Below are 3393 nucleotides of genomic sequence, written 5' to 3' on the forward strand. Positions count from 1 at the left end.
CAACGACTCGCAGTTCGGCCTCGCTGCCGGCATCTGGACCCGCGACCTCGGGCGCGCCCACCGCCTGGCGCGCGATGTGCGTTCGGGGATCATCTGGGTCAACACCTACCGCGCGGTCTCGGCCATGGCCCCCATCGGCGGTTTCAAGAACAGCGGCTACGGACGCGAAAGCGGCATCGATTCGGTGCTCGCCTACACCGAGCTGAAGACCGTGTGGATCAACCTCTCCCAGGCGCCCATGCCTGATCCTTTTGTGATGCGTTAAGAGTCCACAACCATGATCGAACCCGGCATTTACAAAGACGTCATGAGCTCGTTCCCGTCCGGGGTCACGGTGGTCACAACCCTCGACCCGGACGGCGGCATCGTCGGCATCACCGCCAGCGCGTTCAGCGCGCTGTCGATCGACCCGGCGCTGGTGCTGTTCTGCCCCAACTATGCGTCGGACACCTACCCGATCCTGCGTGACAGCAAGCGCTTTGCGATTCACTTGCTGTCCGCCGACCAGACCGCCGAAGCCTACGCTTTCGCCAGCAAAGGCAAGGAAAAAGCCAAGGGCATCGAGTGGCACTTGAGCGAACTGGGCAACCCGCTGCTGGCCAACGCCACGGCGATCATCGAGTGCGAGCTGTGGCGCGAGTATGACGGCGGCGATCACGCGATCATCGTCGGCGCCGTGAAGAACCTGATCCTGCCCGAGCAACCGGTCACGCCGATGATCTATCACAAAGGCAAGCTGGGCCCCCTGCCCACCCTGGCCTGAGGAGCTGTGTGCAATGAGCAACGCAAAGTATGAGCAGGGGCTGAAGATCCGCACCCAGGTGCTGGGCGAAGCCTACGTACAGCGTTCGATCGAGAACGCCGACGACTTCACCCGCCCCCTGCAGGAGATGGTCACCGAATACTGCTGGGGCCATGTGTGGGGCCGGGAGGGTTTGTCGCTTAAAGAACGCAGCATGATAAACTTGGCGATGATTTCGGCCCTCAATCGGCCCCACGAGCTCAAGCTGCATGTGCGCGGCGCCTTGCGTAACGGGCTAAGTCGTGAACAAATACGCGAAATTCTGCTTCAGGTCGGCATCTATTGCGGGGTTCCCGCCGCCGTGGACAGCTTCCGGCTGGCCCGGGAAGCCTTCGCCGAAGCCGATGCCGAGGCCTCCCGTTAACCGTCCCATTCAGAGCAGCCCCCATGAAACGCCTGCCACTCGACGACAGCTTCAAGGTCAATCACAACCCGATCACCCTGCGCGAAATCGTGCTGGAGAAACTGCGCAGCGCCATCATGAACTTCCAGCTGCTGCCGGGTGACCGCCTGGTGGAGCGCGACCTGTGCGACCGCCTCGGCGTCAGCCGCACCTCGGTGCGCGAAGCCTTGCGTCACCTGGAGTCCGAAGGCCTGGTGGAATTCGCCGATGCCAAGGGCCCCCAGGTGGCGATCATTACCCTGGCCGACGCCGTCGACATCTATGAACTGCGCTGCGTGCTTGAAGGCTTGATCGTGCAGTTGTTCACCCTGCGCGCCAAGGCCAAGGACATCAAGGCCCTGGAAAAAGCCCTGGAGGAAAACCGCAAGGCCCTCAAGGACGGCGAACTGCAACAGGTCATCGATTCGGTACAGGGTTTCTACGACGTGTTGCTTGAAGGCTCCGGCAACCACGTGGCCGCCACCCAGTTGCGTCAGTTGCAGGCGCGTATCAGCTACCTGCGCGCCACGTCGGTGTCCCAGGAAAACCGTCGCGGCACCAGCAATCAGGAAATGGAACGCATGGTCCAGGCGATCAAGAGCGGCGACCCGCTCGCCGCCCACCAGGCCTGCGTCGACCACGTGCGCGCGGCGGCAGCCGTGGCCCTGGATTACCTCAAGCGCAAACAGGAAGAGACCGGCAAGATCCCCGAGATCACCCTGCCCATCGCCCTCAAAGAACCGCGCATAGGTCACTGACCGTGTTCAGGCCAAGCTTTTGCCCCAAATGCGGCGGCAGTGATCTCGGTCACCAGCTGCCACCGGGCGATACGCATGAGCGCCTGATGTGCCGCGGTTGCGGCTATATCCACTACATCAATCCCAAGATCATCGCCGGCTGCATCATCGAGCAGGACGGCAAGTACCTGCTGTGCCAACGCGCGATCCCACCGCGCCCCGGCACCTGGACGCTGCCGGCCGGGTTCATGGAAGGTGGCGAGACCACTGAACAAGCGGCGTTGCGCGAAGTCTGGGAAGAAAGCGGGGTGCGCGCGGAGATCCTCTCGCCCTACTCGATCTTCAGCGTGCCGAAGATCAGCGAGGTGTACATCATCTTCCGCGCCATTGCGCTGGAGATCACCGGCCAGTTCGGGCCGGAAACCCTCGACTATCAGTTCTTCGCGCCCGAGGACATTCCCTGGGACAGCATCTACTACCCGGCGATCCGGCAGATCCTCGAACGCTATATCGAGGAACGCCAGGCCGGGGTGTATGGCATCTACATCGGCAATGACGACAGCGGCAAGATCCATTTCATCCGCTGATCTTCAGGCTAAACCGGATCAAACTGTGGGAGGGGGCTTGCCCCCGATTGCGGTGTGTCAGCCACTGAATGAGGTGACTGAACCACTGCCATCGGGGGCAAGCCCCCTCCCACATTTGGAACAATACTTGGACTGATATACCTAAGGCGCCAGCCCTTCCACGATGATGATCTGCGCCTGCCCCACGCCCTCACGGTGTGCCTTCGCGGCCTGATATTCGGCGGATTCGTAACACGCCACCGCCTGCTCGTAGCTATCGAACTCAATCACCACGTTACGCTGCCGTGCCGGCCCGCCTTCCATCGCTTCGCTGCGCCCGCCCCGGGCCAGAAACCGCCCGCCAAACTTCGCAAACGCCGCCGGCGCGCGCTGGGTGTATTGCGTGTACTGCTCTGCATCGGACACATCTACATGGGCAATCCAATAGGCCTTCATCGTGACATCCTCTCGCCTGGTTTTGTGGTATACCATAATACATACAACCAATAAGTCGAGCACCCAACATGTCCTTCAACAGCATCGCAGACATCATCGAAGACTACCGACAAGGCAAGATGGTGCTCCTGGTAGACGACGAAGATCGGGAAAACGAAGGCGACCTGCTGCTGCCTGCAGCGTGCTGCACCGCCGAGACTATCAGTTTCATGGCCCGCGAAGCCCGTGGCCTGATCTGCCTGACCCTCACCGACGAACACTGCCAGCGCCTGGGCCTGGAGCAGATGGTGCCGAGCAATGGCAGCGCGTTCAGCACCGCGTTTACCGTGTCCATCGAAGCGGCCAGCGGCGTGACCACCGGTATCTCTGCCGCCGACCGCGCACGCACGGTGGCGGCGGCCGTGGACGTCAACGCGGGGCCTGCCGATATCGTGCAGCCGGGGCATATCT

The 3393-nt window shown here is 62.0% G+C and carries 7 protein-coding genes; 6 read left to right on the top strand and 1 reads right to left on the bottom strand.

Annotation, left to right across the window (positions count from 1 at the left end; translation table 11 throughout):
* The 5 genes from L9Z73_RS27720 to L9Z73_RS27740 all read left to right on the top strand — a co-directional run.
* Positions 1–265 (top strand): aldehyde dehydrogenase family protein (locus L9Z73_RS27720; RefSeq protein WP_247407885.1); only part of this gene is annotated, 265 nt, incomplete at its 5' end.
* A gap of 12 nt (positions 266–277) precedes the next feature.
* The gene (locus L9Z73_RS27725; protein WP_247407887.1) at positions 278–763 is read left to right on the top strand and encodes a flavin reductase family protein; all 486 of its coding nucleotides are present in this window, start codon (positions 278–280) and stop codon (positions 761–763) included.
* A gap of 13 nt (positions 764–776) precedes the next feature.
* The gene (locus tag L9Z73_RS27730; RefSeq protein WP_247407889.1) at positions 777–1166 is read left to right on the top strand and encodes a carboxymuconolactone decarboxylase family protein; all 390 of its coding nucleotides are present in this window, start codon (positions 777–779) and stop codon (positions 1164–1166) included.
* Between the two features lie 23 nt (positions 1167–1189).
* Positions 1190–1942 carry a GntR family transcriptional regulator gene (locus L9Z73_RS27735; RefSeq protein ID WP_247407890.1) on the top strand — a complete coding sequence of 251 codons (753 nt, stop codon included), beginning with the start codon at positions 1190–1192 and terminating at the stop codon, positions 1940–1942.
* Positions 1943–1944: 2 nt separating this feature from the next.
* Positions 1945–2508 carry an NUDIX hydrolase gene (locus L9Z73_RS27740; protein ID WP_247407892.1) on the top strand — a complete coding sequence of 188 codons (564 nt, stop codon included), beginning with the start codon at positions 1945–1947 and terminating at the stop codon, positions 2506–2508.
* 141 nt (positions 2509–2649) lie between these two features.
* On the opposite strand, the gene L9Z73_RS27745 is transcribed toward L9Z73_RS27740, so the two are convergent.
* Complete coding sequence (locus L9Z73_RS27745) at positions 2650–2943, bottom strand: DUF1330 domain-containing protein (protein WP_247407894.1); 294 nt, start codon at positions 2941–2943, stop codon at positions 2650–2652.
* Positions 2944–3011: 68 nt separating this feature from the next.
* Here L9Z73_RS27745 and L9Z73_RS27750 point away from each other — a divergent pair.
* A partial coding sequence (locus L9Z73_RS27750; protein WP_247407895.1) for a 3,4-dihydroxy-2-butanone-4-phosphate synthase occupies positions 3012–3393 on the top strand: 382 nt, incomplete at its 3' end.

Origin of the sequence: Pseudomonas emilianonis, assembly GCF_023072625.1 — a bacterium.
GTDB lineage: Bacteria > Pseudomonadota > Gammaproteobacteria > Pseudomonadales > Pseudomonadaceae > Aquipseudomonas > Aquipseudomonas paraveronii.

Bases quoted from the DNA above. Each gene is read 5' to 3' on its own strand.
- L9Z73_RS27730 (WP_247407889.1), top strand. From the start codon at position 777: ATGAGCAACGCAAAGTATGAGCAGGGGCTGAAGATCCGCACCCAGGTG.
- L9Z73_RS27725 (WP_247407887.1), top strand. From the start codon at position 278: ATGATCGAACCCGGCATTTACAAAGACGTCATGAGCTCGTTCCCGTCC.
- L9Z73_RS27745 (WP_247407894.1), bottom strand. From the start codon at position 2,943: ATGAAGGCCTATTGGATTGCCCATGTAGATGTGTCCGATGCAGAGCAG.
- L9Z73_RS27735 (WP_247407890.1), top strand. From the start codon at position 1,190: ATGAAACGCCTGCCACTCGACGACAGCTTCAAGGTCAATCACAACCCG.